This is a genomic window from Micromonospora sp. NPDC049257 (assembly GCF_040678915.1).
In the GTDB taxonomy this organism is placed as follows: domain Bacteria; phylum Actinomycetota; class Actinomycetes; order Mycobacteriales; family Micromonosporaceae; genus Micromonospora; species Micromonospora antibiotica.
Genome location: NZ_JBFAQU010000002.1, coordinates 468,426 through 492,879, shown reverse-complemented (window position 1 = coordinate 492,879; position 24,454 = coordinate 468,426). Strand labels below are relative to the sequence as shown.

Genomic DNA, 24,454 nt, shown 5'->3' with positions numbered 1-24,454 from the left:
TCTTCGCAACCGTCATCCGTTTCCCCGTGCCCACGGGCCCGGTCCCGCCACCCCGCCCGGCCAGGTCCGGTACCGCATGAAGGAGAGGACATCATGATCGATGTCACGCTGGAGTCGGTGAGCAAGCGCTTCGCGCGTGCCGGCGACACCGCTGCCGTCGACGACGTCGACATCAGCATCGCCGCCGGGGAGTTCTTCACCCTGCTCGGGCCGAGCGGCTGCGGCAAGACCACCACCCTGCGGATGGTGGCCGGGTTCTACTTCCCCACTTCGGGGCGGATCCGGTTCGGCACGGAGGACGTCACCCACCGGCCGCCGAACAAGCGCGACACCGGCATGGTGTTCCAGAACTACGCCCTCTTCCCGCACATGTCCGTCGCGCAGAACGTCGCGTACGGGCTGAAGATCCGCAAGGTGGGGCGGGCCGAGTCCGCCCGGCGGATCGAGGAGGCCCTCGGCCAGGTCCACCTCGCCGGCTACGGCGACCGCCGGATCGACCAGCTCTCCGGTGGCCAGCAGCAGCGGGTGGCGCTGGCCCGCGCGCTGGTCATCCGGCCGCGTACCCTGCTGCTCGACGAGCCGCTGTCCAACCTCGACGCCAAGCTGCGCGAGGAGACCCGGGTGGAGATCCGCCGGATCCAGCAGGAGGCCGGCACCACCGCCATCTACGTCACCCACGACCAGGCCGAGGCGATGGCGATGTCCGACCGGATCGCCGTCATGGAATCCGGCCGGGTCCGGCAGATCGGCGCCCCGCAGGAGATCTACCACCGGCCGGCGACCGCCTTCGTGGCCCGGTTCATCGGCCGCAGCAACGTGCTCAACCTGCCGGTGGTCACCGCCACCGCCGAGACGGTCACCGTGGGCCTGCCCGACGGCAGCGAGACCGCCGTCACCGCCCCCGCCGACCACGGCCTGCGCGCCGGGGACACCGCCCTGGTCTCGGTACGCCCCGAGCACCTCGGGCTCACCTCGGCCACCGAGGCCGGCGCGCTCACCGGCCGGGTGACCGAGGTGGAGTTCACCGGCATGGCCACCAACCTCGTGGTCGAGGTGGCCGGCGAGCCGGTCCAGGTCGCCGCGATCGACGTCCCGGCCGGCATCGCCGTCGGCGACCAGGTCGGCCTGCGACTCAACCGCCAGCGCATGTGGGTGGTGCGCCCGTGAGTACCATTCCCGCCACGCCGAGTCCGGCCACCGTGCCGCCGGTCACCAAGGACCCTGCCCCGCCGCGTGCCGACCGGCCCCGGCGCGGCCTCAACGCCAACTCGCCCTGGTTTCCGTACCTGCTGGTCTTCCCGCTGGCGCTGATCCTCTTCGGCTACGTGGTGCAGCCGATGTTCGCCACCTTCGCCGAGAGTGTCGGGGTGGAGGGGGTGGCCAACTACACGGAGTTCGTCACCGGCTCCGGGGTGGCCCGGTCGGCGCTGCTCACCTCGCTGATGATCTCGGCGGCCAGCGTGCTGCTCTGCGGGATCGTCGGGGTGGCGATGGCCTTCCTGCTCAAGCGCTTCTCGTTTCCCGGCCGGCGGCTGATCGAGGCGATCATCCTGGTGCCGGCGGCGCTGCCGCCGCTGATCGGGGCGATCTCGTTCCAGCTGCTCTACAGCGAGACCGGCATCCTGCCGCGCGGCCTGCAACAGCTCCTCGGCACGGAGAACCCGGTGCTGCCGTTCACCGGCATCGCCGGGGTGCTGGTGGTGCACACCTTCACCATGTACCCGTTCTTCTACCTCGCCGCCTCGGCCGCCCTGGTCGGGATGGACCCGTCGGTGGAGGAGGCGGCCTACAACCTGGGCGCGAGCCGGGTCCGGGTGTGGCGCACCGTGCTGCTGCCGATGCTCACCCCGGCGCTGGTCTCCGCGTCGCTGCTGGTCTTCATGACGTCGCTGGCGTCGTACACCGCGCCGTTGCTGTTCGGCGTGGACCGCACGATGACCATGCAGATCTACATCAACCGCACCAACGGCGACCTGCCGATGGCCTCGACCTACGCGTCGGTGCTGGCGGTGTCCTCGGTGCTGTTCCTGCTCGGGATGCGCTGGTACGAGGGGCGGCGCAGCTACCGCTCCCAGTCCAAGGGCGTCGCCTCGCACCGCCGGGAGATCACCAACCCGCTGGGCAAGTGGCTGGCCCTGGTCGCCTCGGTGCTGGCGACCATGGTGCTGCTCGCCCCGGTGGCGACGATCGCCCTGGTCGCCTTCTCCCGGGACGGCTCGTGGACCACGGAGGTGATCCCGTCGGAGTACACGATGCAGAACTTCGTCACGATCTTCTCCGACCCGGGGGCGTACCGGCCGATCCTCAACTCGTTGCGGATGAGCGTGCTCGCCACGGTCGGCTGCGTGGTGGTCGGCGTGCTGATCGCGTACGCGGTGCGCCGGCTCGACTTCCGGGGCCGGGGGCTGCTCGACGTGGCGGTCATGCTGGCCTGGGCGCTGCCCGGCACGGTGGTGGCGATCAACCTGATCTCCGCGTTCAGCACCGGTAACGCGTTCAGCTTCGGCCAGGTGCTGATCGGCACCTTCTGGATCATGCCGTTGGCGTACTTCGTGCGGTTCCTGCCGTTGGTGTTCCGGTCGAGTTCGGCGACGCTGGCGCAGATCGACCCGTCGTTGGAGGAGGCGGCCCGCAACCTCGGCGCCCCCTGGTGGCGGGCGTTCGGCACGGTCACCCTGCGGCTGATGCTGCCCGGTGTGCTGGCCGGCGCGCTGCTCGCCTTCGTCAACGGGGTGGGCGAGTTCGTCGCTTCGGTGCTGATCTACACCTCGGAGACGGCACCCATCTCGGTCGAGATCAACAACCGGATGTACTCGTTCGAGGTCGGCACCGCCGCCGCGTACGGCATGCTCCAGGTGGTGTTGATCTTCTTGGTGATGGTGTTCTCCGGCCGCCTGCAGAACGGCGGCCGGGCCACCCGGGAGGCGGCGAAGTGGACGGCGTGACCTGGCCGACCGGTGGCGGGCTGCTGCCCGCCACCCGGATTCCCGGTGGCGAGCTGGCCGCCGTCGCGGCGGCGGCCGACTACGCGGTGCTGCCCGTCGGCGCCGTCGAGTGGCACGGCCCGCACCTGCCGCTCGGCACCGACCTGATCCTCGCCGAAGGCTTCGCCGCCGAAGCCGGCGGCACGTCCAGCCCGGCCGCCGAAGCCGGCGGCACGTCCAGCCCGGCCGCCGAGGCCGGTGGCGCTGTCGCGTCGGCCGCCGGGTCCGCGTCGGCCGCCAGCTCCTCGGGGGATACGACCACCGGCTCCCCCGGGCCGCGCGGGGTGCTCTTCCCGGCGGTGCCCTATGCGGCCTGCCCTGGGCAGACCCGGCCCTGGCCGGGCACGGTGTCGATCCGGCCGGAGATCGCCGTCGGCTACCTCGCCGACGTGATCGAGGGGATCGTCGCCGCCGGTTTCCCCCGGCTGCTGATCGTCAACGGCCACGACGCCAACATGTCCACCGTGCGGGCCGCGATGGAATGGGTCTCCGGCCGGCGAACCGCCAGCCTGCTGCTGGTCAACTGGTTCCAACTGGTCACCCCGGCGGAGACCACCGAGCTGTACGGGCCGCTGACCGCCCGGGGGCACGGCGGCGCGTACGAGACCTCCGGGGTGCTCGGGTTCGATCCCGGCGCGGTCCGCCTCGACGCCGTGACCGACCTGCCGCCGAAGCCGAAGCTGCCGGTCGGCCATCCCTACGTGCTGGTCGAGTCCCGTCCCGACCCGTGGCAGGGCTGGTCCGGGCACATCTCGCTGGCCTCCGAGGCGGCCGGCCGGCAGGTCCGCGCCACGGCCGGCGCGCGGCTGCGGGAGATCGTCGCCGCCTGGGTGGCCGCCCCACCGCCCGCCCCGCCCACCGCCGACCCGCTACCCGACGCGGCGGCCGACGGCCCGGCACCGACGGCCGGGCCGGCCCCGGCGGCCGGTGACCCTACGACGGTGACCGGGGGAGAGCGGTGAGCGTGGACCGGGGACTCGACATCGTCGACTTCCACCTGCACTTCCGCATCGGCACCGACGAGACGATCCACGCCTGCGAGGACGCCGCCGGGATGCACCCCGGCGGGGAACACGAGCGGGCCGTCCGGGCAGCCGGCTCCGCCCCGTACGCGAAGGCGTGGCGGCAGGCGTGGAGCTTCCCCGACCCCGAGCCGCCCGCCCCACGCTGGCAGGACGAGGCCGACCGGTGGGCCGACGAGCTGCGTGCGGTCGGGGTACGGCGGGCGGTCTTCGTCACCGGCGGCGGCAACGACACCGTCGCCGACGTGGTCGACCGGCACCCGGACCTGCTGCTCGGCTTCGCCCACCACGACCCGTACTCGCCGGGGGCCGCCGCCGAGCTGGAACGCGCGGTGACCGAACGGGGGCTGCGCGGGCTGAAGCTGTTCGCCCCGCTGCTACGCGGCCCGCTGGACCACGCCGACCTGGACCCGCTGTGGTCCACCGCCCAGCGCCTCGGGGTGCCGGTGCTGATCCACATCGGCCACTACGGCAGCGCCGGTGGCCTCTCCTTCGGCCGGTACGGCGGCCCCGACGAGCTGGCCCGGATGGCCCGCCGCTTCCCCGAGCTGAACGTGGTGGTGCCGCACTTCGGCGTCCAGCACGTGCAGGATCTGCTCTTCGCCGCCTGGGGCTGCCCCAACATCCACGTCGACACGTCCGGCTCCAACCAGTGGGTGCGCTGGATGCCGTACAAGCTGACGTTGGAGGACCTGTTCCGCCGCTGCTACGAGACGATCGGCCCGCAGCGCATCGTGTACGGCAGCGACTCGTCGTGGTTCCCGCGCGGCTACGTCACCCGCTACCTCGACGACCAGTTGCGGGTCTGCCGCGAGCTGGGGATGCCCGACGACCACCTCCGGACGATCTTCGCCGGTAACGCCGAACGGCTGCTGGGCCTGACCGACCGACCAGCCGAGAACCCGGGAGCCGGCCCCCGTGCCGCGTCCCGGCCCGGAAGGAAGTAAGGAACCGCCATGAGCGAGCTGACCACCTACCAGCGGCACCACCTGGCCCCGACCTACGACCACCACGTCGGGCATCTCTACCCGGCGATGGTGCGCGCCAGCCAGGCGCACGTGGTGATGCTGACCGAGCAGGGCCTCGTCCCGGCCGAGCGGGGGGCCCGACTGTTGCGCGGGCTGGCCACGCTGCGCGCCGACGACAGTCCGGCCCCGGCGTTCGACGGCAGCTTCGAGGACACCTACTACCTGCTGGAGTCCACGCTCGCGCAGGCGTGCGGCGTGCCGGCGTCCGAACTGGACGTGCAGATGGCCCGCAGCCGCAACGACCTCGACGCCGGGGTGTTCCGGATGCTGCTGCGCGGCCAGCTCCTCGACGTGCTGGACCGGGTGCTGGCCACCGGCCGGACCGCCCTGGAGGTCGCCGACCGGTACGCCGACGTGGTGATCACCGGTTACACCCACCGCCGGCCCGCCCAGCCCACCACCATCGGGCACGCGCTGGCCGGTTACGCCGAGGCGCTGGCCGGTGAGGCCACCGCGTACGCCGACGTGATCGACCAGCTCAACGTCTCGCCGCTGGGGTCCTGCGCGTTCGCCGGCACCGACCTGGACATCGCCCCGGCCCGGGTGGCCGAGCTGCTCGGCTTCGACGGGCTGGTGACCAACTCCTACGAGGCGGTCGCCGGGGCCGACCACCTGGTGCGGGTGGGCACCCTCAACGCCCAGGCCCTGGCCACCGGCGCCCGGCTGGCCCGTACCCTGATGGATTGGCTGACCTGGCAGTGGGTGGCCACCCCCGGCGACTTCACCCAGGGCAGCAGCATCATGCCGCAGAAACGCAACCCGGTGGTGCTGGAGCACCTGGTGTCGATGGCCGGCGCGAGCGCCGCCGACGCCGCGTCGGTGCTCAACAACGTCGGGGCGGCCTGGTGGGAGGACTCCAACAACGCCACCACCGACGTGCAGGTCCGGCTCTGGGACAGCAACGACCGGGCGGACCGGTTCTTCGCCCTGGTCGGCGGCTTCCTCGCCGAACTGGAGCCGCTGCACCCGCCGACCCGGGAGGAGATCGTCGCGTCCGGGGCCACCACCACCGCGGCGGCCGACGCGTTGACCCGGCACGGGGTGCCGTTCCGGGCCGCCCACTCGGTCGTCGGCCGGCTGGTCCGGGCCGGTGCGCCGGACACCTGGACCGCCGAGGGGGTCCGGGCCGCCGCCGCCGGGCTGACCGCCGGGCTGACCGACGACGCCGTCGCCGACCTGATCGCCGCCGCCGTCCAGCCCGACCTGGTGCTGGACCGGGTGCAGGTGGACGGGCCGGGTGCCGCCGCCGTCCGCGCCCAGGTCGGCACCCTGCGGGTCGCGTTCGACGCCGTCGCCGACCGGCTCGCCGCGACCCGGGACCGGCTGGCCCGCGCCGACGAGGCGCTGGACACGGTCGCCGCCGAGGTGGCCGGCCGGTGAGCGCGTCGATCCGACGATCCGGCTCCGGTCCGGCCCGGCTGTCCGGCGGGGCACCGGCGCGACCGCGGTCGACGGTGGTGACCGGGCGGTGGACCAGGTGAGCATGCGACTGGCCGGCCGGGCCGCCGCCGGCACCCGCACCGACGAGCGGCTGCTCGGCATCGACTTCGGCGGCACCAAGATGGCCGTCGGGGTGGCCGACGGCACCGGTCGGCTGCTGGCCCACCGGCGGATCGCCACCCACGCCGAGCGGGGTGCCCCGCAGGCGTTGGACCGGGCGCTGGAGTTGGCGGCCACGCTGGTCGCCGAGGTCGGCGGGCCGCTGGTGGCGGCCGGGGTGGCCTCACCGGGGGTGGTCCGCCCCGACGGCATCGACCTGGCCCCGAACGTGCCCGGTTGGGAGCGGTTGCGACTGGCCGACGCGGTGTCCGCCGCCCTCGGGGTGGCCCGGGTGGCGGTGGACAACGACCTGAACGCCGCCGCCCTGGCCGAGCTGCGCCTCGGCGCGCTGCGTGACGCCGACCCCGGGCTGGTGGTGGGGATCGGCACCGGTGTGGCGGCGGCGGTCACCGTCGGCGGCCGGGTCCTCGCCGGGCATCGGGGGGCGGCCGGCGAGATCGGGTACGCGGTGGCCGGCGGCCCCTGGCCGGGCACCATGCTGGAGCTGGACTTCTCCGGCCGGGCGCTGGACCGGTTGGCCGACGAGCTGGGGGTGGCCGGGCACGCGGCCGGGCTGGCCGCCGCCGCCGAAGTGCCCGGCGTGGCCCGTGACGCGCTCACCGCCCGGGTCGACGAGCTGGCCCGGCACCTGGTCACCTGCTGCCTGCTGCTCGATCCACAGCGGGTGGTGCTGGTCGGCGGGGTGGCCGGCAGCGCGCTGATCCGGGGGCTGCTCGTCGACCGGCTGGCCGAGGTGCTCCCGAACCGCCCCGACGTGGTGCTGTCCCGGTTCGCCGACGACGCGGCGCTGCTCGGCGCGGTCACCCTGGCCCGGGAGGCGGTGCCGGCACCCCGCTGACCGGCCACCTGTGCGTCCGGCCGCGAGGGGGCGGACCGGTCGGCCCGTGCGTCCGGCCCACCCTCGGGCGGGCCGGACGCACGGCGCGGTCACTTCGGCAGGTCGGCGCTCGACTTCGCCAGCTGGTACGCCGGCAGCATCTCCTCGAACTCCTCGGTGTCCAGGCCGTCGAGGGTGATCATCAGCGTGCCGTACAGGGTGGACACCAGGATCGCCCGGTTGGGTTCGCCGTCCTCGGTCCAGGTGGCCTCGAAGGCGTCCAGCGGGCCGGCCTTGGTCCGCCGGTACTGCTGCTCCTTCGGGCTGTTGAACGCGGCGAGGTACTTGTCCACGGTGACCTGCGGGTTCAGCGGTGCGGCCCCGGTGATCTGCCAGACCCGCAGGAAACCGATGTTCCCGGCCGGCTTCGCGTCGATCTCGCACAGCGGCACGGCCGGGCCGAGCTTGAGATCGGCCCCGCCCTTCACCGCCTTGACCTTCCACTTCGCCGGCACCGAGAAGGTCATCGACAGCGTGCAGGCGCTGCCTTTCGGGCCGACCGTGGTGGCGGCGGCGGCCGGGGCGACGTCGTCGTACCACGGTGGACCGGCGGCGACCGGCGAGGCGGTCGGGCTGGTCGACGGCGCGGGCGTCGTCGCCCGCTCCGTGGTGTCACCGGCGCAGCCGGCGGTGAGGGTGAGGGTGAGCGCGGCAAGTGCGGTCGTACGTCGGATCATCGTCCCGTTTCCCCGTTGGAGTTGCCGCCGTCGGTTGCGGTGGCCGACGGATGCTAGCCGACGGATGGCTGGCCCTGCTGACCGTTTGCGGCGACCAAGCCCATGATCACTGTGCGGTTGCCGCAGATCCGCCCCACCGCTCGCCGTCCGACCACGCTGGACGCCGACGGCCCGGCACCCCGAGGGGGCCGGGCCGTCGGACTGCTGCTGCCGTCAGGGGCGGGTGAAGACCAGGGCGACGTTGTGGCCGCCGAAGCCGAACGAGTTGTTCAGCGCCGCCGGCACGTCCAGGTGGCGGACCTTGTTCGCGGCGACGTCCATGTCGAGGCCGTCGTCCGGGTCGTCCAGGTTGATCGTCGGCGGGATGACGCCGTCGCGGATGGTCAGGATGGTGGCGATCGACTCCAACGCGCCGGCCGCGCCGAGCAGGTGCCCGGTCATCGACTTGGTGGCGGTCAGCACCGGATGGTCACCGAGCGCCCGGTGCAGCGCCTTGATCTCGGCCAGGTCGCCCACCGGCGTCGAGGTGGCGTGCGCGTTGACGTGCACGATGTCGGCCTTGGCCACGTCCGCGTCGGCGATCGCCTTGGCGATGGCCCGGATCGCGCCGGCCCCCTCGGGGTGCGGCTGGACGATGTCGTACCCGTCGGAGGTGATGCCCGCACCGGCGAGCCGGGCGTAGACGTGCGCGCCCCGGGCGGCGGCGTGGTCGGCGCGCTCCAACACCAGGATGCCGGCGCCCTCGCCGAGGACGAAGCCGTCGCGGCTCTTGTCCCACGGCCGGGAGGCCTGCTCCGGCTCGTCGTTACGGGTCGACATGGCCCGCATGGAGCTGAACCCGGCGATCGGCAGTGGGTGGATGACCGCCTCGGTGCCGCCGGCCACCACCACGTCGGCCCGACCGGACCTGATCATGTCCAGGCCGAGTGCGATCGCCTCCGCGCCGGTCGCGCAGGCGCTCGCCACCGAGTGCACCCCGGCCTGCGCGCCCAGCTCCAACCCCACCCAGGCGGCGGGACCGTTGGGCATCAGCATCGGGATGGTGTGCGGGGAGACCCGGCGCGGGCCGGACGCCTCCAGGATGTCGTCCTGCGCGAGCAGGGTCAGGGCGCCCCCGATGCCCGAGCCGACGCTGGCCCCCAACCGCTCCGGGTCGAGCCCGGAGTCGGCGAGCCCGGAGTCCGCCCAGGCCTGCTGCGCCGCGATGAGCGCGATCGCCTCGGAGCGGTCCAACCGGCGCAGCTTGACCCGGTCCAGCACCTCGGTCGGTTCCACCGCGAGTTGGGCGGCGATCCGGACCGGGAGCTGGCCGGCCCACTCCTGGGTGAGCGGACCCACCCCGGAGCGGCCGGCGAGCATGGCGTCCCAGGTCGACGCGACGTCCCCGCCCAGCGGGGTGGTCGCGCCGAGCCCGGTGACGACGACGTCGATGCGACTCATCTCAGGACTGCGCCTCGATGAAGCTGACGGCGTCCCCGACGGTCTTCAGGTTCTGCACCTCGTTGTCCGGGATCTTGACGCCGAACTTCTCCTCGGCGGCGACCACGACCTCCACCATCGACAGCGAGTCGACGTCGAGGTCGTCGGTGAAGGACTTCCCCTCGGCCACGTCGTCCGGGTTCACCCCGGCAACCTCTTCGAGGATCTCGGCGAGGCCGGAGGTGATCTCGTCACGGGTCATTGCGGTGGGTTCCTCTCATCGGGGTTTGTTCTCCGCCGGATGGCGGTGCGCCGCGGTCGCCGACCACGGCGGGTCTTCAGGGGCAGCGGACGACCTGACCGGCGTAGGTCAGACCGCCGCCGAAGCCGAACAGCAGCACCGGTGCGCCCGAGGGCACCTCCCGGCGCTCGACCAGCTTGGACAGGGCCAGCGGCACGCTCGCCGCCGAGGTGTTGCCGGACTCGACGATGTCCTTGGCGATGATCGCCTGCGGGATGTTCAGCCGCTTGGCGATGCCGTCGATGATCCGCGAGTTGGCCTGGTGCGGCACGAACGCGGCCAGCTCGGACGGGTCGACGCCGGCCTTCTCGCACGCCTGCAGGGCCAGCGGGGCCAGCGCGGTGGTGGCCCAGCGGAACACCGACTGCCCCTCCTGCGCGATGTACGGCCGCCAGCCCTCGATGCGTACCGCGTCGCTCTTGTCCGGTGCGGAGCCCCACACCACCGGGCCGATCCCGGCCGGCTCGTCGCCGGTGGTGGCGGTGACCACCGCGGCACCCGCGCCGTCGGCGAAGATGATGCAGGTGGAGCGGTCCGTCCAGTCGGTGAAGTCGGAGAGCTTCTCCGCGCCGATGACCAGCGCGTTGCGCGACGCGCCGGCCCGGATGGCGTGGTCGACGGTGCCCAACGCGTAGGCGAAGCCGGAGCAGGCGGTGTTGAGGTCGAACGCGCCCGGGGCGGTGATGCCCAGCTTGGCGGCGACCCGGCAGGCCACGTTGGGGCTGCGGTCGATCGAGGTGCAGGTGGCGACGACCACCAGGTCGATGTCGGCGGCGGTGAGACCCGAGTTGGCAAGCGCCTTGTCGGCGGCGGCGGTGGCCATGTCGGCCACCGTCTCGCCGTCGGCGATGCGCCGGCTGGCGATGCCGACCCGGTCCCGGATCCACTCGTCGTTGGTGTCGACGAACTGGGCGATGTCGTTGTTGGTCACCACCCGGGAAGGCTGGTAGTGCCCGAGGGCGACGATCCGACTGCCGCTCATGCCTGGCCTCCGATGCGGGCGATGGGGCGGCCCGGCGCGACCGGGTCGTCCTGGTGGGCGAGCCACTCGGTGAGCGGGCCGCTGTCGTGGGCGGTCACCTCGACCGGCCCCTGCCGGGTGGTGATCTGCCCGAGCACCTGGCCGGTGCTCAGTTCGGCGCCCTCGGTGAGACCCTCCACCGGGGCGAAGGTGCCCACGGCGGGGGCGACGACGACCCGGGAGCGCGATGTCGGCCGGCGACCGGGCGGACCGCTGTGCCGGGCGATCAGGTCCCGGGCGGCGGGCAGGTCGGCGGGGGTGTTCAGGGTGACGATCTCCGGTGCGCCGGTGGCCTTGAGCTCCCGCTTGACCAGCCCGGCGAGGGTGCCGGCCGGGGGGAGTTCGAGCACGCCGGTGACCCCCAGGTCGGCCAGCGTCCGCATGCACAGGTCCCAGCGCACCGGCGCGGTGACCTGCCGGACCAGCCGGTGGACCAGTTCCCGGCCGTGCGGGACGGCAGTGCCGTCGAGGTCGGAGAGCAGGATCCGGACCGGGGCCGACGGCGTGATCCCGGCGGCGACGACGGCCAGCGCCTGCTCGGCGGAGGCCATGTAGGGGGTGTGGAACGCCCCGGCGACCTGGAGCCGGATGATCCGGGCCTTCGCGGGGGGCTCGGCAGCGAGCTTGTCCAGGGCGTCGAGCGTGCCGGCGGCCACCACCTGGCCACCGCCGTTGCGGTTGGCCGGGTGCAGCCCGTGGGTGGCCAGGGCGGCGAGCACCTCGTCGGGATGGCCGCCGAGGACGGCGGCCATCCCGGTCGATTCCAGGGAACAGGCGGCGGCCATCTCCCGGCCGCGCACCCCGGCGAGGGTGATCGCCGTCTCGGCGGAGAACACCCCGGCCAGTGCGGCGGCGGCCAGCTCGCCGACGCTGTGCCCGGCGACCAGGTCCACGTCGTGCAGCGGCAGCTGCTCGGCGGCCAGCAGGGCCGAGGCCACCAGCAGCGGCTGGGTGCGGGCGGTGTCGCGGATCTCGTCGGCGTCCGCCTCGGTGCCGAGCCGGACCAGGTCGACCCCGGCCGGCACCGACCACCAACGCAGCCGTGACTCGACGCCACGCAGGGCGAGCCAGGGCGTCAGGAAGCCGGGCTTCTGGGAACCCTGGCCGGGAGAGAGGACGGCGAGCACGTCTATGACTCTTCCCGATACCCCCGGGTAAGCGCTGTGCGGGCTGACACCAAACCGCACTAGAAGTCTTGGAGGTTTCCTACAAACATCGGTGGTGATCGTCGTTCAGCGGTGCTGCTCAGGCTACCCGGGGTCATTTCTGGCTCGGTCCGGGTATCCCGGCCGGCGCGATCGGGTCCAGCCGGCCCACCGTCAGCGCGACCTGGAGGGCGAACGCGTCCCGGGGGGTCAGGGGCGAGAATCCGGTCACCTCGGCGATCCGACGCAGTCGGTAACGCACGGTGTTGGGGTGGACGAACAGGGCACGGGCCGCGCTCTCCAGCGTCCCACCGGCGGCGAAGAAGGCGTCCAACGTCTCCAGCAGTTCGCCGCCGGCACGCACCAGGGCGGCGTACACGTCGTGGCGCAGCCGGCGGCGGGCCTCGGCGTCACCGGCGAGGGCCCGTTCGGGCAGCAGGTCCGCCGCCGGCACCGGCCGGGGCGCGGTCGGCCAGGCCGGCGCCGCCCGGTAGCCGGCCAACGCGGCCCGTGCCGAGTCCGTCGCCTCGTCCAGACTGGGTACGGCGGGACCGACCACCACCGGCCCGTCACCGAACCCGGGGAGCAGCTTCTCGGTGGCGGCCATCGGGTCGGCCGCGCCACCGAGCACGATCACCAGCCGGTCGCCGTGCACACCGCCGATCACCTCCACCCCGATCCGGCGGGCGTACCGGTAGACGGTGTGCAGCACGGCGGACACCTCCCCGCCGGGGGACCGCCCGACGGCCACCGCCACCGGTGGGGCGTCCGCCCAGCCCAGTGCGGCGGCCCGGCTGGCCAGCACGTCGGGGGAGTCCCCGCGCAGCAGGGCGTCGACCAGCAGCGCCTGCAACCGGGCGTCCCAGGAGCCCCGGGACTCGGCGGCGCGGGCGTACACCCGGGCGGCGGCGAAGGCGATCTCCCGGGAGAACCGCAGCACCGCCTCGCGTAGCTGCTGCTCCTCGCCGGGCGCGGCCAGGTGCGACACCTGCTCCTCGACCACGTCGATGGTCACCTTGATCAGCGCGACCGTCTGCTGGAGGCTGATCGACCGGGCCAGGGCCAGCGGCGCGGTGGCGAAGACCTCGTCGGACACCTCCTGGGTGCTGTCGGTGGTGCCACCGCCGGAACCCAGCCACTCGACCAGGGACCGGGCCCCGGCCTGCGCCACCAGCATCACCCAGGAGCGCTGCTCGGCCGGCAGCTCACGGAACCAGGGCAGACTCTCGTCCATCCGGGCCACGCTGGCCGTGGCCAGCGCCCCCGCCGCCCGTTCGATCCGGCGCAGGGTGGCCGTCAGTTCCATCCCGTCCGGCTCGCTCACCGCTCCAGCGTGACATGCCCTGAGCAGGGACTCGACGCCGGCTCCGGGGCGACCCGCCGGGGGCGGGCCACCGGCGGGTCGGGGTGCAGGTCGGCGGTGCCGAGTTCAGCTGGTGACGGTCAGGTGCACCACCCAGCGCACCTGGGGGGACGGGCAGGGGGTCGGCTGGTGCCGGCAGAGGTTGTCGGTGATGGTGGAGACGTCGACCCGGCCGGGGGCGGTCGCCACGTAGCGGGCGCTGAGCGGCTGGCCGCTCGGGTAGCCGCCGGTCACCTCGGCGGGCACGACGACCCCGGCAGGGGAGAGCGTCGGGGGCAGGTAGTTGCTGGCCAGGCTCACCACGAGCGTGTCACCGACGCGCAGCGTGAGGTCGCGCTGGTTGTCGGGCGCGGAGACGACGACGGTCCGCCCGGCGTCGGTCGGCGGCAGCTCGATGACCGCGACCTGCACCCGCCACAGCACGCTCGGCAGGGTGCACGGCGGGGTGGCGTGCTGGCAGGCGTGGTCGGTACGGGTGGTCAACTCGGCGGTGCCCGGGGTCACGGCCCGCAACGTCGCCACGAGGGGCTGCCCGGTCGGGAAGCCGCCGCTGGTCGACACGGGGGTCAGCGCGCTGCCGGTGGTGGTGACCGGCAGGTAGTCGGCCGCCAGGGCCACGCCCAGCGTCTGCCCGACGTACAGGGTGACGGTGCGCTGGTTGTCGACCTCGCGGACGGTGACGTCGGCCCCGGTCGGCGGGCTGGTGGTGGTCGGCGGGACGGCGTCGTTGGTGCAGCTCGGCGTGGGTGCGGTGGTGGGGCCGGCGAGCTGGACACCGAAGGTGGTCGACGCGCCCGACGGCAGCACCCCGTTGTACGAAGCGTTGGTCGCGGTCGCGGTGCCGCCCGTCGCGGCGATCGAGGTGTTCCAGGACGACACGATCCGCTGGCCGTCGGCGAGCGGCCAGGTGACCGTCCACCGGTTGGCGGTCGTCGACGAGGTGTTCGCGACGGTGAAGGTGACGATCTGGCCGCCACTCTCGCCGCTGCCCCAGCGGGAGTCGACCCGGACCGTGGCGGTGCACCCGCCGGCCGGGGTGGCGGTGGCGGGCGTGCCACGGGCGATCGTGGTCATACCGAGGGCGGCGACGGTGGTGGCGGCGAGGATGCCGCCCGCCGTCAGGACGGACCGCCTGGAAGCGATCATGGCCATTCCTCCGATCCGGCTGATCTCCGGCCGGGCGCGGCGTCGGACGGCAGGTGCTGGCCGGCAAGCCCCTGGTAACGCACCATATGACCGCCCGGGAGAGCAGTCAATAGATTTGCATCAATGCATGTGAAGCTCCCTGCGTGCCCCTCGCTGACGGACCGGGTGCCACGTCGTCGGGGAGGTCGACCGGGCCGCCCGGGTCACGGCGGCGGCACCGGCAGGGCCAACTCCTGGGCCAGGATCGCCGCCTGCACCCGGCTGCGCAGCGCCAACTTCGCCAGGATCCGGCTGACATGGGTCTTGGCGGTGCTCTCCGCCACCGCCAGCCGGTCGGCGATCTGCTGGTTGGACAGGCCGACACCCAGACAGGCCAGCACGTCCCGCTCCCGGGGGGTCAACGCGGCCACGGCAGCCCGCTGCGCCCCACCGACGCCCGGCGCGGTCGCCGCGAAGGCCGCGATCAGACGCCGGGTCAGGGTCGGGGCGATCACCCCCTCACCCCGGGCGACCGTACGCACCGCCGCCACCAGCCCGGCTGCGTCGGTGTCCTTGAACAGGAAACCGGCCGCCCCGGCCCGCAGCGCGCCGAAGACGTACTCGTCGAGGTCGAAGGTGGTCAGGACCAGCACCTCGGCGGTGCCGGCGGCGACGATCTCCCGGGTCGCCGACACCCCGTCCAACCGGGGCATCCGGACGTCGAGCACCGCCACGTCGGGGCGCAGCTCCCGGCAGAGCCGGACCGCCGCCTCCCCGTCGGCCGCCTCGCCCACCACCTCGATCTCCGGCGCACCGGCCAGGATCAACACCAGACCGGCCCGCACCGCCGCCTGGTCGTCGGCCAGCACGACCCGCACCGGGGCGGTCACCCCGACGCCCCGGTGGGCAACGCCGCCCGGACCCGCCAACACCCGTCCCGCAGGCCACCGGTGAACTGCCCGTCGAGCAGGGTGGCCCGCTCCCGCATCCCGATCAGCCCCGCGCCGCCACCCGGCAGCCCCGCACCGACCGCCGCCGAGGCACCGGCCCCGCCGGAACCGACCGGGTTCTCCACCGTCACCACCACCTCCGTCGGCCGGTACGCCACGGTCAGCTCCGCCGTGCCCCTGCCGTGGCGCAGCGCATTGGTCAACGACTCCTGCACGATCCGGTACGCCGCCAGGTCGACCCCGACCGGCAGCTCCCGGGACCGACCCTCGACCGTCGTCCGGACCCGCAGACCGGCCGCAGCCATCCGGTCCAGCAGCTGGTCCAACTCGTCCAGGCGGACCCGGGTGGCCTCCTGCGCCGCATCGACGGACGGCTCCCGCAGAAACCCGATGACCTGCCGCATCTCGGCCATCCCCTGCACGCTGCTCTCCCGGATCACCCGCAGCGCTGCGTCGACCCGGGGCCGGTCCAGCCCGGGCGCGGCGAGCACGGCGGTGGCGTGCAGGGCCACCGCGCTGAGGTGGTTGGCCACCACGTCGTGCAGCTCGCGGGCCATCCGGGCCCGCTCGGCCAGCACCGCCTGCCGCCGGTCCAGCTCGACCAGCCGGGCGGTCTGCTCGGCGCGGGCCCGTTCGGCCGACGCCTGGTCCCGGTACTGCCGCACGCTGACCCCGGTGACCACCGGCAGGACCCCGAGCAGCGCGAACGGCACCCCGACGGCGGCACCCCGAAAACCCCAGACCAGCAGGCCGAGGGCGGTGCTGCCGACACTGAGCCCGACGGTGACCCGCAGCAGCCAGCGCCGCAACGGGGGCGGGCCGTACACGCACGTGTCGTACAACACCTGGGTGTAGATCACGGTGCTGCCGACCGAGACGCCGAGCGCGGCGTCGGCCAGCACCGCCCCGGTGCCCACCGCCAGACCGGTCCGGGTCGCCACCCGGCGCAGCCCGACGGCCACGCTCACCGCCAGCAGCGGCAGCAGGAAACACGCCCTCGGCACGTCCGGCGCCCAGGGGAACTGGGGTTGCAGGCCGGCACCCCACACCGCCAGGCCGCCGATCAGGGAGGCCCCGGCCAGGGCCAGGTCGCGTCCCGGCCGGCCGGAGCCGGCCCAGCCCGGCATCCGCATGCTCCCGATCCCATCACACCCCCGGCCCGGTCCCCTCCGACCTGGGCAGGACACCGTGCGCCCGGCCGTCCGTCGAAGGAGGTACGCCGGGCCGCCGGTCCGTCGAACGATGGACCCGCAACTCGTCCCCGCCGGTGAGGTGGGTGCCGGACCGCCCCGGCACGCTGGAACCGAACGGGGAGGTGTGCATGCTGCTGGCGATCATCATCGGCTGCGAGATCGGATTCTGGGTGCTGCTCGTCGCCGGGCTGATCGCCCGGTACCCGCTGCGTCGACCCCGACTCGGGGCGGCGCTGCTGGTCTGCGGCCCGCTGGTCGACCTGGTGCTGCTGGTGGCGGCGGCGGTGGACCTGCGCCGGGGCGCCACCGCGGACGCCACCCACGGGCTGGCCGCCATCTACCTCGGCTTCTCGGTGGCGTTCGGGCACTCCCTGATCCGCTGGGCGGACCAGCGCTTCGCCCACCGGTTCGCGGGCGGCCCGCCGCCGGTGAAGCCGCCCCGGTACGGCTGGGCGCGGACCCGGTACGAGTGGCGGGAGTGGGGGAAGGCGCTGCTCGGTTGGGCCGTCGCGTGTGCCCTGCTCGTCACCGCGATCGTGATCGTCGGTGACGACGAGCGCACCCGGGAGCTGTCGGACTGGATCCGTAACCTCACCGTCGGGCTGCTGATCTGGCTGGTCGCGTTCCCGGTCTGGGAGACGATCTTCCCGCGTCGCCCCAAGTCCTGACACCGGGGTACGCGCTGCACGACGCGTCGGTGCCGGCCAGTACGGTGGCACTGCCGCGCCGGGGTGTCGTCGCGGCGCGCGACGCGAACGTGAGGAGACCGGGATGGCGCACGGGGAGGCCGAACACGGCTGCGCCCAGGGCGAGCCCTGCCGGCCGGGCCAGCACGACCAGCCGGGGGCGGCCCGACCGCACCGCCGGCTGGCGACGGAACAGGTCTGTCGGGTGGCTGAGCGGGCCGACGACGAGGTGGCGCTGCCCCGCCAGCGGGGCACCGAGCCGGCCGACGCGCCGGTGTCCCGACCGGCGGCGGTGGAACCCGGTCCGCCGGGTCAGCCCGACGCGCCGACCCGGCACTGCCGCAGCGACCTGGCCGGATGGGCCGGTGCCCACCGGCACGGGCCGGTGCGGCCGGGCCGGCGTCCGCAGCGTCTCCAACGCCCGCCACAACGCTGGTGCTGACCGCTCGCCGCTGCTGTTGACCGCCCGCCACAACGCTGGTGCTGACTGCCGCCGCTGGTGTTGACGCGGCGTCCGGCGCGACCTGCGTCGCCGCCGGTCGCCACGCTGAGCGGGTGTCTCGCCGACCGTAGGTGCCGAGGGGCGTCTCGCCGACCGCTGTGCCGAGCGGGCACGCAACCCCCGCCCCCCGCCCCCCGAGGGTGCGGAGGGCGGCGGTGTGGATCAGCGGGTGCGGCGGCGGACCAGCAGGGCGATGCCCGCCAGGCCGACGGTGATCACCAGCATCACGCCGACGTTGAGCAGCAGCAGCCGCTGGAGTTCGTCGATCGCGTCGTCGAAACCCCGGCCCGGGTTCAGGGCCTCCTCCGGGAGCGTCCGCTCGCCGCCACCGACGCCACCGGTGACCGTGTCGGGTCGCCGCTCCAGCGGCACCCCGGCGGCGCGCAGCGTCTCGGACATGTTGAGCCGGCCCAGGAACCACCCGGCGGTGGTCTTGCGCGCGTCGGGCTGCTTGGCCGGCCGGAAGGCCCGGGGGCCGCCCTTGGCCAGCGGATAGAGGTCGTACGTCTGCTTGGGGACGTCCCCGGCGAGCACCACGATGGTGTACTTCGGACCGAGGTCGGCCGGCTTGGGCCCCTTGGCCTCACCGGTGCGGCCGAACCAGCTGACCTGGTCGATGACCGCGACCACCTGGGTCGCAGCGGTGTCGGTGCGCAGGCGCAACGGCTCGGTCAACCCGACGCCGGTGATGTCCACTCCGGCGGGTGGCGTCTTCGGCGCCGCCCGGTGTGCCCCGGCCGGCTGCGCGGACACGCCGGTGGCCAGCACCGCCGCCGTCACGACCGTGGTGACCACTGAGAGTAGCCGCCTCACCCTGTCGACCATAGCCGCCTCCTCGCCCCGTTCGATGGATGGCTGTGCTGCGGGTCACGTGCGGGTCGGTCGACGTCGGTGATCGACCGGACGACACCGGCCCACCTCATAGACTTCATGGAACATCGCGCGGATGCAGCTCTGGGAACAATATGTGGAACTATCTGTGATCCTGGAACGACCAATGGGAAGCCGCGTGATCAGCGGGCGGATCGTACCTTTGCGGAGGGCTTCATGGGGGGCAGGGTCCCACGGTTGACGCGGGCGGTGCCAGTGCTCGTCGGCGTGGCGCTCGGCGTGGCGTTGCTGCCGGCGACGCCGGCGTTCGCGCATAACTCGCTTACCGGGAGCAATCCCGTCAACGGTGCCAAGGTGGCCACCGCGCCGGCCAAGGTCGAGCTGCGCTTTCTGGCCAAACTGGACCCCGAACGGACGAAGATCACAGTGGTCGGACCGGACAACGTCCCGGCCGCCGGTGGCGCACCGGCCTTCTCCGGCAGCCGGGTCAGCGTGCCGTTCTCCCCCGGGGCGGCCGGTCTCTACATCGTCGGATACCAACTGCCCTCCAACGACGGGCACCCGGTCAAGGGGGAGGTGCGGTTCACCCTCACCACCGGCACCGCCGCCGCACCCCCGTCGGTCACCCCGACGGCCGGCACCACCCCGACGGCCGGCACCACCCCGACGGCCGGCACCACCCCGACGCCGAGCAGCAGCCCCGCCCCCGCCTCCCCGTCGACCACCCCGGTCGCCGCTGCCGGCACCGACGACACCGGTCGGGGCTGGCTCTGGGCGGCCGGCGGCCTGGTGCTGCTGGCCGTGCTCGCCGCCGGCCTGTTCCTGCGCCGACGCCGCTCCGCCCGCCCCTGACCGGCCCCGCCGATGACCGATCGGCCCGCCCCTGACCGGGTGCGGCGAGGGCCCGCCGGGAAACGGCGGGCCCTGACGGGTGCCGTGGTGGTCAGACCAGGCGGAGTCGGGCGGCGCGCAGCCGGGTCAGGGTGCGTTCCCGACCGAGCACCTCCAGCGACTCGAACAGCGGCAGCCCGACGGTGCGGCCGGTGACCGCCACCCGGACCGGGGCCTGCGCCTTACCCAGCTTGAGGCCACGCTCCGCGCCGACCGCCTCCAACGTCGACTTCAGCGACGCCGCGTCCCAGGACGCCAGTTCCGTGTAGCCGGCGACGGCCGCGTCGAGCAGGTCGGCCGCACCCTCCTTCATCGCCTTGGCCCAGGCCGCCTCGTCGATCAGCGGCTCGGCGAGGAAGAGGAAGTCGACGTTCGGCACGATCTCGCTGAGCACCGCGATCCGGGTCTGCGCCAGCGGGGCCACCGCCGCGAAGGCGTCGGCGTCGAACTCCGCCGGCTGCCACGGCGGTGGCGCGATGGTGTCGGTGCCGGTCAGCCAGGGCTGGCAGGCGGCCACGAACTCGTCGACCGGCAGCGCCCGGATGTACTCGCCGTTGAACGCGCGCAGCTTCTTCTCGTCGAAGAAGGCGGGGGAGGGGTTGACCTCGGTCAACCGGAACTCCTCCTCGATCACCGACCAGGGCACGATCTCCCGGTCGCCCGACGGCGCCCAGCCGAGCAGCATCAGGTAGTTGCGCATCGCGGCGGCGAGATAACCCTCGTCCCGGTACGCCTCCAGGGCCACCTTGTCGCGCCGCTTGGACAGCTTCTGCCGCTTCTCGTTGACCACCACCGGCACGTGCGCCCAGATCGGCGGCTTGACGCCCAGCGCGTCCCAGAGCAGCTGCTGCTTCGGGGTGTTCGGCAGGTGCTCCTCGGCCCGGATCACGTGGGTGATCCCCATCGTCATGTCGTCCACGACGTTGGCGAGCAGGAACACCGGGGAGCCGTCGCCGCGGGCGATGACGAAGTCCTCGATCAGCTTGTTCTCGAACGTCGGCTCGCCCCGGATCAGGTCGACCACCACGGTCGTGCCCTCGTCGGGGGTCCGGAAGCGCAACGCCCGCCCCTCGCCCGGCGGCAGGCCCCGGTCCCGGCAGAAGCCGTCGTAGCCCTGGTACTGCGAGCCGGTACGCGCCTGCACGGCCTCCCGGGTGCAGTCGCAGTAGTAGGCCCGCCCGGCGTCGTGCAGCCGCTGGGCGGCGGCCCGGTGCTCACCGGCGTACGCGGACTGGAAGTAGGGGCCCTCGTAGGTGTCGCGGGCGATGCCGATCCAGTCCAGCGCGGACAGGATGCCCTCGGTCCACTCGGGCCTGTTGCGGGCGGCGTCGGTGTCCTCGACGCGCAGCACGAACACCCCGCCCTGCTGCTTGGCGTAGATCCAGTTCTGCAGCGCCGAGCGGGCGCCGCCGACGTGGAACATACCGGTCGGGGAAGGGGCGAAGCGCACACGTACCGTCACGCCGTCCAGCCTACGGCCGGCCGCGACCCGGTTTCCCCAGGGGGCCGGACGCCGTTGCCGGGCCGGCCACCGACGGGCGTTCCCGACCTGCGGGCGGCGGCGACCCGGCCCGGACCGGCCGGGTCGCCGCCGGGGGTCAGCGCACGCCCCGGATCTTGAGGACCAGGGCGCTGCCGAGCAGGGTGACCACGGCGGTCACGGCGTAGAGCGTGGGGTAGCCGCCCAGGTGGACCACGATCGGGGCGGACAGCGCCGGGCCGAGCACCTGGGGTGCCGAGTTCGCGATGTTGATCACCCCGAGGTCCTTGGCCCGGTCGGTGGCGCGCGGCAGCACCTCGGTGATCAGCGCCGCGTCGACCGAGAGGTAGACGCCGTAGCCGGCACCGAGCAGCACGGCCGCGACCAGCGCCATCGACCAGGTCGGCGCGACCGCCAGTAGCAGCGCGGCCACCGCCATCACCACCCCGGAGACGATCACGTAGACCTTGCGCCGGCCGGAGCGGTCGGACAGCATCCCGGAGACCACGGCGGTGAGCATCATGCCCAGGGTGTAGAGCAGGATCAACACCAGCAGCCCGCCCTCGGGATCGGGGTAGCGCACCCCGTCGGTGAGGAAGTACAGCAGGTAGAGGGTGCCCAGGGCGTTGCCGATCTGCACCAGGAACCGGGTGATCCAGGCCCAGGCGAAGTCGGGGTGCCGGCGTGGGTCGATCCACATCGAGGCGACCAGCGCGCGCAGCCGCAGCGGTGGGCGGTGTTCCCGGGGCAGCGGGTCGTCGGGGGTGAGGAACGCGAACGGCAGCGACAGCAGCAGCACCGCCAACGCCATCGCCGTGTAGCCGGGGACGGTGCCGCTGACCAGGGCGGTGACCAGCACCGCGCCGAGCACCAGGCCGAGCGCCTGCGGGATGCCCACCCACCCGGAGACCCCGCCGCGCTGCACCACCGGCACCCGGTCGGGGATGCCGGCGGTGAGGCTGGCCAGCATCGCGTTGAAGCAGACCTGGGCGGCGACCCAGCCCAGCGCCACCCCGGCGATGGTCTGCTGCCGGGCCAGCAGCACCAGCGCCAGCGCGCCGAGCACCGCCCCACCTGCGGTCCAGACGTGCCGGCGGCCGAACTCCCGCCCGCCGACGCGTAGGCAGGTGCGGTCCGACAGCGCCCCGGCGAGCGGGTTGGCCAGCACGGCCGCGAGCGCGCCCAGCCCGGTGACGACGGCCAGCATCGCCTCCTTGTGGTCCGGCGAGATCCGTTCCACCTGCTGGGGCAGCAGCACCTGGATGGGGGTGAAGAAGGCCATCCACACGCCGAGGTTGGCCGCGAAGATCAACGCGATCCAGCTGCGCCGGACCGGGACGACCGGGTCGGCGAGCGCCGCCGGCAGCGAGGCCGGCGTCGGGTCGACGGTGGTCACCCCCGGCCGACCTGGGACCGGTACCAGGCGTACGAGGACTTCGGGGTACGGGTGCCGGTGGCGAAGTCGACGTGCACCAGGCCGAAGCGCTTGGTGAAGCCCTCCGCCCACTCCCAGTTGTCCAGCAGCGACCAGACGAAGTACCCGGTCACGTCGACACCCTCGTCGATGGCGGCGAGGACGGCGCGCAGGTGCCCGTCGAGGTAGGCGATCCGGTCCGGGTCGGGCACCTGACCGTCGGCGTCCGGGACGTCGTCGTAGGCGCAGCCGCCCTCGGTGACCTGGATCGGCGGCAGCGCGTCGCCGTACCGGTCGCGCAGGCCGACGAGCAGGGTACGCAGCCCGTCCGGGACCACCGGCCAGTCGAACGCGGTACGCGGGTAGCCCTCCAGCGGGACCAGCTCGAACGGCAGCGGCGAGCCCTCCTCGGGGGCGCGTACCCCGGTGGGGTTGTAGTAGTTGACCCCCAGCACGTCCAGCGGCGCGGCGATCACCGCCAGGTCGCCGTCGCGTACCACGCCCGGGTCGAAGCCGTCGGGGTAGCCCCGGCCCAGCAGCGGGTCGGTGAACAGGTGGTTGTGCAGGGCGTCGTACGCCGCCGCGGCGGCGTGGTCGGCGTCGGTGTCGCCGTGGCGGACGACAGGCGAGTAGTTGTTGGCGATGGCCACCGGGGCGGTGCTGTGGGCGCGCAGCGCGGTCACCGCCAGCCCGTGCCCGAGCAGTTGGTGGTGGGCGGCGGGGAAGGAGTCGAAGAGCAGGGTCTGGCCGGGGGCGTGTTCGCCGGTGCCGTGGCCGAGGCTCAGGTGGATGAACGGCTCGTTGAGGGTGATCCAGAGTTTCACCCGGTCGCCGAGGCGTTCGGCGGTCACGTCGGCGTACTCGGCGAAGTGGGCGGCGGTGTCCCGGTTCAGCCAGCCGCCGGCGTCCTGGAGCGGCTGCGGCAGGTCCCAGTGGAACAGGGTGGCGACCGGGTCGATGCCGGCGGCCAGCAGGTCGTCGACGAGCCGGTCGTAGAAGTCCAGGCCGGCGGCGTTGACCGGGCCGGTGCCGCCGGGGCGGACCCGGGGCCAGGCGATCGAGAACCGGTACGCCGACACCCCGAGCCCGGCCAGCAGCGCGACGTCCTCCCGGTGCCGGTGGTAGTGGTCGCAGGCCACGTCGCCGGTGCTGCCGTCGATGATCCGGCCGGGGGTGTGCGCGAAGGTGTCCCAGATGGACGGTCCCCGGCCGTCGGCGGTGGCGCCTCCCTCGATCTGGTACGCGGAGGTGGACACCCCCCAACGGAAGCCGGCGGGGAAACCGGGGATCGGTGCGGTCGTCATCCACCCTCCCAGAACGCGAAACGTGTTCGCACTCTAGGGCGCGAAGCCCGGGAGCGCCATAGGTGCGGGGCAATGCGGGCGCAAGGGCTTCCGGCGTGTCTTTTTCCGAACACGTCCCAGTAAGTCCGATTTAGCGCATAGAGTGCGGAATATCGCGGATGTCCTCAGTGGGGGAAGAAACAGAATGATCCTCGTCGAACGCAGTGCGCACGTGACGGCGCCGGTGGAAGCGGTCTGGGAAGTCGTCCAGCGGGCCGAGCAGTTGCCCGCCTGGCTGGCCGGGGTCCGGGCCGCCGAGGTCCTCTCGGGGGAGGGCTTCGGCCGTCGACAACTCGTCCAGGCCGGGCGCGGCTCGGCGCACGAGGCCGAGGTGATCGCCTACCAGGAGCCCAACCTGATCGGCTGGCGGGAACGCGCCCGGGGGGCCGGTGCCCGCGCCGAGGCACGCACCGAGATCTACGTGCAGCTCACCGCCGACGAGGAGGAGGGCGGCACGATCGTCCGACTGATCGTGGTCCGCTGGCCGGCCGGCCCGGTCAAGGGCGCCCTGCTGCGCCTCGGGCTGCGTCGGGTCGGCGCCGACCTGGAGGACTCGTTGGCCCGGCTGACCGACCTGGCCGTCGTCGGCTGACCCGACACCCCGTCGGCACCACCTGCGGATCCGGTCAAGATCACGCTCGA

The 24,454-nt window shown here is 73.6% G+C and carries 23 protein-coding genes; 10 read left to right on the top strand and 13 right to left on the bottom strand.

Annotated elements, in window-relative coordinates; all coding sequences use genetic code 11:
* Positions 1 to 93: 93 nt before the first annotated feature.
* From AB0K25_RS06145 to AB0K25_RS06120, 6 genes are all read left to right on the top strand, one after another.
* On the top strand, positions 94 to 1,167 hold the full coding sequence (locus AB0K25_RS06145; RefSeq protein WP_363818798.1) for an ABC transporter ATP-binding protein: 1,074 nt from the start codon (positions 94 to 96) through the stop codon (positions 1,165 to 1,167).
* Complete coding sequence (locus AB0K25_RS06140; RefSeq protein WP_308290874.1) at positions 1,164 to 2,945, top strand: iron ABC transporter permease; 1,782 nt, start codon at positions 1,164 to 1,166, stop codon at positions 2,943 to 2,945. The genes AB0K25_RS06145 and AB0K25_RS06140 overlap by 4 nt, the downstream gene beginning before the upstream one ends.
* Positions 2,942 to 3,946: a creatininase family protein gene (locus AB0K25_RS06135; RefSeq protein WP_363818795.1), complete on the top strand. Its 1,005-nt coding sequence runs from the start codon at positions 2,942 to 2,944 to the stop codon at positions 3,944 to 3,946. The genes AB0K25_RS06140 and AB0K25_RS06135 overlap by 4 nt, the downstream gene beginning before the upstream one ends.
* The gene (locus AB0K25_RS06130; RefSeq protein WP_208568918.1) at positions 3,943 to 4,953 is read left to right on the top strand and encodes an amidohydrolase family protein; all 1,011 of its coding nucleotides are present in this window, start codon (positions 3,943 to 3,945) and stop codon (positions 4,951 to 4,953) included. The genes AB0K25_RS06135 and AB0K25_RS06130 overlap by 4 nt, the downstream gene beginning before the upstream one ends.
* A 9-nt stretch (positions 4,954 to 4,962) precedes the next feature.
* Positions 4,963 to 6,414, top strand: a complete 1,452-nt coding sequence (locus AB0K25_RS06125) for a lyase family protein (protein ID WP_363818792.1) — start codon at positions 4,963 to 4,965, stop codon at positions 6,412 to 6,414.
* A gap of 103 nt (positions 6,415 to 6,517) precedes the next feature.
* Positions 6,518 to 7,432 carry an ROK family protein gene (locus AB0K25_RS06120; protein ID WP_357535757.1) on the top strand — a complete coding sequence of 305 codons (915 nt, stop codon included), beginning with the start codon at positions 6,518 to 6,520 and terminating at the stop codon, positions 7,430 to 7,432.
* A gap of 89 nt (positions 7,433 to 7,521) precedes the next feature.
* On the opposite strand, the gene AB0K25_RS06115 is transcribed toward AB0K25_RS06120, so the two are convergent.
* From AB0K25_RS06115 to AB0K25_RS06075, 9 genes are all read right to left on the bottom strand, one after another.
* Positions 7,522 to 8,148 carry a lipoprotein gene (locus AB0K25_RS06115; protein WP_219464129.1) on the bottom strand — a complete coding sequence of 209 codons (627 nt, stop codon included), beginning with the start codon at positions 8,146 to 8,148 and terminating at the stop codon, positions 7,522 to 7,524.
* Between the two features lie 213 nt (positions 8,149 to 8,361).
* Positions 8,362 to 9,588, bottom strand: a complete 1,227-nt coding sequence (gene fabF, locus AB0K25_RS06110; RefSeq protein WP_208568921.1) for a beta-ketoacyl-ACP synthase II — start codon at positions 9,586 to 9,588, stop codon at positions 8,362 to 8,364.
* A gap of 1 nt (position 9,589) precedes the next feature.
* The gene (locus AB0K25_RS06105) at positions 9,590 to 9,829 is read right to left on the bottom strand and encodes an acyl carrier protein (RefSeq protein WP_067313076.1); all 240 of its coding nucleotides are present in this window, start codon (positions 9,827 to 9,829) and stop codon (positions 9,590 to 9,592) included.
* Positions 9,830 to 9,905: 76 nt separating this feature from the next.
* Positions 9,906 to 10,850 carry a beta-ketoacyl-ACP synthase III gene (locus AB0K25_RS06100; protein WP_208568922.1) on the bottom strand — a complete coding sequence of 315 codons (945 nt, stop codon included), beginning with the start codon at positions 10,848 to 10,850 and terminating at the stop codon, positions 9,906 to 9,908.
* On the bottom strand, positions 10,847 to 12,016 hold the full coding sequence (locus tag AB0K25_RS06095) for an acyltransferase domain-containing protein (protein WP_363818787.1): 1,170 nt from the start codon (positions 12,014 to 12,016) through the stop codon (positions 10,847 to 10,849). The genes AB0K25_RS06100 and AB0K25_RS06095 overlap by 4 nt, the downstream gene beginning before the upstream one ends.
* A 133-nt stretch (positions 12,017 to 12,149) precedes the next feature.
* Positions 12,150 to 13,340: a helix-turn-helix domain-containing protein gene (locus AB0K25_RS06090; protein WP_208568955.1), complete on the bottom strand. Its 1,191-nt coding sequence runs from the start codon at positions 13,338 to 13,340 to the stop codon at positions 12,150 to 12,152.
* 123 nt (positions 13,341 to 13,463) lie between these two features.
* Positions 13,464 to 14,543 (bottom strand): cellulose binding domain-containing protein, encoded by a 1,080-nt coding sequence (locus AB0K25_RS06085; protein WP_363818784.1) that lies wholly within the window; start codon positions 14,541 to 14,543, stop codon positions 13,464 to 13,466.
* Positions 14,544 to 14,746: 203 nt separating this feature from the next.
* Entirely contained in the window at positions 14,747 to 15,412 is a 666-nt protein-coding gene (locus AB0K25_RS06080) for a response regulator transcription factor (RefSeq protein WP_363818781.1), read from the bottom strand.
* The gene (locus tag AB0K25_RS06075) at positions 15,409 to 16,605 is read right to left on the bottom strand and encodes a histidine kinase (protein WP_357535513.1); all 1,197 of its coding nucleotides are present in this window, start codon (positions 16,603 to 16,605) and stop codon (positions 15,409 to 15,411) included. Before AB0K25_RS06075 ends, AB0K25_RS06080 begins: the two co-directional genes overlap by 4 nt.
* Before the next feature lie 188 nt (positions 16,606 to 16,793).
* Between AB0K25_RS06075 and AB0K25_RS06070 the strand changes: the two genes are divergently transcribed.
* Together AB0K25_RS06070 and AB0K25_RS06065 are read left to right on the top strand one after the other, a co-directional pair.
* Complete coding sequence (locus AB0K25_RS06070) at positions 16,794 to 17,333, top strand: hypothetical protein (protein ID WP_363818778.1); 540 nt, start codon at positions 16,794 to 16,796, stop codon at positions 17,331 to 17,333.
* Positions 17,334 to 17,436: 103 nt separating this feature from the next.
* Complete coding sequence (locus tag AB0K25_RS06065) at positions 17,437 to 17,793, top strand: hypothetical protein (RefSeq protein ID WP_363818775.1); 357 nt, start codon at positions 17,437 to 17,439, stop codon at positions 17,791 to 17,793.
* Positions 17,794 to 18,015: 222 nt separating this feature from the next.
* Here the strand turns inward: AB0K25_RS06065 and AB0K25_RS06060 are convergent, their stop codons facing one another.
* On the bottom strand, positions 18,016 to 18,678 hold the full coding sequence (locus AB0K25_RS06060) for a hypothetical protein (RefSeq protein ID WP_208568929.1): 663 nt from the start codon (positions 18,676 to 18,678) through the stop codon (positions 18,016 to 18,018).
* Between the two features lie 222 nt (positions 18,679 to 18,900).
* On the opposite strand from AB0K25_RS06060, the gene AB0K25_RS06055 reads away from it, so the two are divergent.
* Positions 18,901 to 19,536 (top strand): copper resistance CopC family protein, encoded by a 636-nt coding sequence (locus AB0K25_RS06055; RefSeq protein WP_363818772.1) that lies wholly within the window; start codon positions 18,901 to 18,903, stop codon positions 19,534 to 19,536.
* Positions 19,537 to 19,627: 91 nt separating this feature from the next.
* Here the strand turns inward: AB0K25_RS06055 and gltX are convergent, their stop codons facing one another.
* From gltX to AB0K25_RS06040, 3 genes are all read right to left on the bottom strand, one after another.
* Positions 19,628 to 21,025, bottom strand: coding sequence for a glutamate--tRNA ligase (gltX, locus tag AB0K25_RS06050; RefSeq protein WP_363818858.1), 1,398 nt, complete (start codon positions 21,023 to 21,025; stop codon positions 19,628 to 19,630).
* 148 nt (positions 21,026 to 21,173) lie between these two features.
* The gene (locus AB0K25_RS06045; RefSeq protein WP_219464119.1) at positions 21,174 to 22,451 is read right to left on the bottom strand and encodes an MFS transporter; all 1,278 of its coding nucleotides are present in this window, start codon (positions 22,449 to 22,451) and stop codon (positions 21,174 to 21,176) included.
* Entirely contained in the window at positions 22,448 to 23,773 is a 1,326-nt protein-coding gene (locus tag AB0K25_RS06040; protein ID WP_363818767.1) for a GH1 family beta-glucosidase, read from the bottom strand. The genes AB0K25_RS06045 and AB0K25_RS06040 overlap by 4 nt, the downstream gene beginning before the upstream one ends.
* 184 nt (positions 23,774 to 23,957) lie before the next feature.
* On the opposite strand from AB0K25_RS06040, the gene AB0K25_RS06035 reads away from it, so the two are divergent.
* Positions 23,958 to 24,404 (top strand): SRPBCC family protein, encoded by a 447-nt coding sequence (locus AB0K25_RS06035; RefSeq protein ID WP_357535504.1) that lies wholly within the window; start codon positions 23,958 to 23,960, stop codon positions 24,402 to 24,404.
* The last annotated feature ends 50 nt before the right edge of the window (positions 24,405 to 24,454 follow it).

Bases quoted from the DNA above. Each gene is read 5' to 3' on its own strand.
- AB0K25_RS06145 (WP_363818798.1), top strand. From the start codon at position 94: ATGATCGATGTCACGCTGGAGTCGGTGAGCAAGCGCTTCGCGCGTGCC.
- AB0K25_RS06125 (WP_363818792.1), top strand. From the start codon at position 4,963: ATGAGCGAGCTGACCACCTACCAGCGGCACCACCTGGCCCCGACCTAC.
- AB0K25_RS06120 (WP_357535757.1), top strand. From the start codon at position 6,518: ATGCGACTGGCCGGCCGGGCCGCCGCCGGCACCCGCACCGACGAGCGG.
- AB0K25_RS06115 (WP_219464129.1), bottom strand. From the start codon at position 8,148: ATGATCCGACGTACGACCGCACTTGCCGCGCTCACCCTCACCCTCACC.
- fabF (WP_208568921.1), bottom strand. From the start codon at position 9,588: ATGAGTCGCATCGACGTCGTCGTCACCGGGCTCGGCGCGACCACCCCG.
- AB0K25_RS06105 (WP_067313076.1), bottom strand. From the start codon at position 9,829: ATGACCCGTGACGAGATCACCTCCGGCCTCGCCGAGATCCTCGAAGAG.
- AB0K25_RS06100 (WP_208568922.1), bottom strand. From the start codon at position 10,850: ATGAGCGGCAGTCGGATCGTCGCCCTCGGGCACTACCAGCCTTCCCGG.
- AB0K25_RS06090 (WP_208568955.1), bottom strand. From the start codon at position 13,340: ATGGAACTGACGGCCACCCTGCGCCGGATCGAACGGGCGGCGGGGGCG.
- AB0K25_RS06085 (WP_363818784.1), bottom strand. From the start codon at position 14,543: ATGATCGCTTCCAGGCGGTCCGTCCTGACGGCGGGCGGCATCCTCGCC.
- AB0K25_RS06075 (WP_357535513.1), bottom strand. From the start codon at position 16,605: ATGCGGATGCCGGGCTGGGCCGGCTCCGGCCGGCCGGGACGCGACCTG.
- AB0K25_RS06070 (WP_363818778.1), top strand. From the start codon at position 16,794: ATGCTGCTGGCGATCATCATCGGCTGCGAGATCGGATTCTGGGTGCTG.
- AB0K25_RS06065 (WP_363818775.1), top strand. From the start codon at position 17,437: ATGGCGCACGGGGAGGCCGAACACGGCTGCGCCCAGGGCGAGCCCTGC.
- AB0K25_RS06060 (WP_208568929.1), bottom strand. From the start codon at position 18,678: ATGGTCGACAGGGTGAGGCGGCTACTCTCAGTGGTCACCACGGTCGTG.
- AB0K25_RS06055 (WP_363818772.1), top strand. From the start codon at position 18,901: ATGGGGGGCAGGGTCCCACGGTTGACGCGGGCGGTGCCAGTGCTCGTC.
- AB0K25_RS06040 (WP_363818767.1), bottom strand. From the start codon at position 23,773: ATGACGACCGCACCGATCCCCGGTTTCCCCGCCGGCTTCCGTTGGGGG.
- AB0K25_RS06035 (WP_357535504.1), top strand. From the start codon at position 23,958: ATGATCCTCGTCGAACGCAGTGCGCACGTGACGGCGCCGGTGGAAGCG.